This is a genomic window from Streptomyces sp. NPDC059900, assembly GCF_050270335.1.
GTDB lineage: Bacteria > Actinomycetota > Actinomycetes > Streptomycetales > Streptomycetaceae > Streptomyces.
Map to the genome: position 1 here is coordinate 1 of NZ_JBNNJZ010000784.1, position 3077 is coordinate 3077.

General features: G+C 72.5%; 1 protein-coding gene and 2 pseudogenes. All 3 read left to right on the forward strand.

The features are described from left to right. Positions 1-585, forward strand: a pseudogene (locus ACQKIP_RS43845) (Fe3+-hydroxamate ABC transporter); the annotation flags it as partial. Positions 586-641: 56 nt separating this feature from the next. Beyond that, positions 642-2726: an iron ABC transporter permease gene (locus tag ACQKIP_RS43850; protein ID WP_365854688.1), complete on the forward strand. Its 2085-nt coding sequence runs from the start codon at positions 642-644 to the stop codon at positions 2724-2726. A gap of 58 nt (positions 2727-2784) precedes the next feature. Next, positions 2785-3077 (forward strand): annotated as a pseudogene (locus ACQKIP_RS43855) (peptidase C39 family protein); the annotation flags it as partial.

Below are 3077 nucleotides of genomic sequence, written 5' to 3' on the forward strand. Positions count from 1 at the left end.
GTGATGGCCACCCGGGGAGCGAACCCCAAGGACCCGATCGGGAACATGCGCGACGTCTTCAGCATGATCGGCGAGGCGACCGGGCGCACCGAGCGCGCCGAACAGGTGCTCAAGGAGTTCGACGACCACCTCGCGACGGCGAAGAAGAAGGTCACCGACGCCGACCTGCCGACCAAGGACTTCCTGTTCTTCGACGGCTGGCTGCAGGGCGGCAACCTCACCATCCGCCCCTACAGCGACGGCGCCCTGTTCACCGAGATAGGCAAGGAACTGGGCATGAACCCGGCGTGGACCGACAAGGTCAACAAGAATCACGGTGACGGCGGCGTCGACAAGTCCTACGGACTGGCACAGACCGACGTCGAGGGACTCACCTCGGTGGGCGACGCGAACCTCTTCTACGCCAACGACGAAGGAGCCGGCGGGTACGTCGGCGCACTCAAGAAGAACCCGATCTGGAAGACCATCCCGGCCGTGAAGGAAGGCCGCGCGCACTCCTTCCCCGCGCGGGTGTGGGGCGCCGGCGGTCCGCGCTCCTGCGCGCAGGCGATCGACGCGTACGTCGACGTCCTGAAGAAGAAGTGAACACACCGCAAGAAGAAGTGAGCACACCGCGGATCACGGCATCCACAGGGAAAGCGCTGCCCCGCGCCGGGCACGGCGGTACTCCCGCCGGGCGCGGCGGCGCTCCCGCCGGGCTGGCCGTCCTGGCACTTCTTCTCGTCCTGACCGTCCTGGTGGGCCTGTGGCACCTGACGCAGGGAACATCGGGCGTCGGCTTCGGCGACCTGGTGCGCTACCTGGGCGGGCAGCGCGATGACTCCGGCGGGGCGCCGGTCGGTGAGATCCTCACCGGCTCGCGCCTGCCGCGCCTGTTCGCGGGCGTGGCGGTGGGCTTCGCGCTGGGCTGTGCGGGCACGCTGCTGCAGTCCGTCACGCACAACGCGCTCGCCTCTCCCGACACTCTCGCGGTCACGGCCGGGGCCTACTTCACGCTCTCGCTCGTGGCGGCCCTCGGCCTGACCGTCCCGCTGTGGGCATCGGGCACCGTCGCCTTCGCGGGCGGCCTGGCCGCGGCGGCGCTGGTCCTGCTCCTGGCGGGCCGGGCCGCGGGCACCGCAGGCACCCGCCTGATCCTGGCAGGATCGGCGATCGCGATGGCCCTGGACGCGGCGACCGCGACGCTCCTGATCCTCTTCGACCAGAACACGACCGGCCTGTTCGCCTGGGGCAGCGGTTCGCTCGCCCAGCTGAACATCGACGCGTCGACGCGCGCCTTCCCGCTCCTGGCCGTAGTGCTGTGCGTCGCCCTCGCGCTGTCCCGGCGCCTTGACGTGATGAATCTCGGCGACGATGCAGCGTCCACCCTGGGCGTGCCGATCCGCACGACACGGGTGACCGCCGTGCTCTGCGCGGTACTCCTGACCAGCACCGCGGTGACCCTCGCGGGACCGATCGCCTTCGTCGGCCTGGGCGCACCCGTCCTGGCCCGCCTGATCGCGGGACCCATCCGTTCGCTGCGCCGCCACCTCCTGCTCGTGCCCGCGGCCGGACTGCTGGGCGCGCTGCTCATCCTGCTCGCGGACGCATCCCTGCGCGCGATCCAGGGCGCGGACGGGGCCGCGGCCATTCCCACCGGCGTGCCGACCGCGCTGCTGGGAGCCGTGGTGATCGTGGTCCTCGCGCTGCGGCTGCGCGACACCGGAGCGCTCCGGCAGCCGCCGCACGCCCGGGTCGTCGCACGTTCACGGCGCGCGTTCCTGCTCGTCGTGTCCGGCGCGGTGATCCTCCTGGCGGGGGCGGCGCTCGTGGCGGTCCTGGCGGGAAGCCTGTGGCTGCGCACGGGTGACCTCGCGCTCTGGGCGCAGGGCACCGCCCCCGACCTGATCGGCCAGGCACTGGACGACCGGTTCCCGCGTGTCCTCGCCGCGATCCTCGCGGGCGCGGCACTGGGCCTTGCCGGATGCGTCGTACAGAGCACGGTGCGCAACCCGCTGGCGGAGCCGGGCGTGCTCGGCATCACGGCGGGCGCCGGCCTGGGGGCGGCGGCCGTCGCCACCTCGGGCCTGTCGGGCGGACGGCCGCTGCTGATCGCGGTCGCCGTCGCCGCGGGGCTCGCCACGTTCGCGGTGATCGCCCTGCTGTCCTGGCGCGGCGGTTTCCTGCCCGACCGGTTCGTCCTGATCGGCATCGGCTGCGGGTACGGCCTCAGCGCCGTCACCACCTTCCTGCTGCTGCGGGCCGACCCCTACAACACGCCCCGGATCTTCACCTTCCTCTCCGGTACGACCTACGGGCGCTCGCTGCCCGACGTCGTACCGGTGGCGGTGGCCCTGGCGCTCGCGCTCCCGGTCATCCTGGCCATGCGCGGCCGGCTCGACCTGCTCGCCGTCGACGAGGACACCCCGCGCATCGTCGGGGTGCGGCCGGTACGCGTACGCATCGGCGCACTGACGATCGCCGCGGTGCTCGCGGCGCTCAGCGTGATCGCCGTCGGCGCCGTGGGGTTCGTGGGGCTCGTCGCCCCGCACCTCGCCCGCTCCCTGGTGGGCGCCCGGCACGGACGCGCGATCCCGGTCGCGATGCTGCTCGGCGCGCTGCTGGTCTGCGTGGCCGACGCCCTGGGCCGCACGGTCATCGCACCCGCCCAGGTACCGGCGGGCCTGATGATCGCGCTGGTCGGCGGACCGTACTTCGTATGGGTGCTGCGGCGCTCGCGCGCCTGACGCCGCCGTGAACCCGCGGGCGAAACCCCACTCCCTCCCCTTGGCCACAAGCAACGGTATGCCGCCTCAACAAGAGCAACAGGAAACGCCCGTGAAGTTCGTCGTCGTCCCCTTCGAGCCCGGCACACCACCGACCCGCCTGAAGCGGCTCGCACCCCACGAGGTGCACCAGCGCTGGCAGACAGCCGACCGCTCCGCGCACTTCCCGCACATCGTGGCCGTGGAGGACGACGACGGTACGGACTGGACCGCCGCGGCGCTGGTCACGGCACGCCCGCAGACCGCCTACCTGAAGATCGTCGATGCCGTCGGCGACATACCGGCAGCCGCCCGCGCCGTCCTGGCCCACGC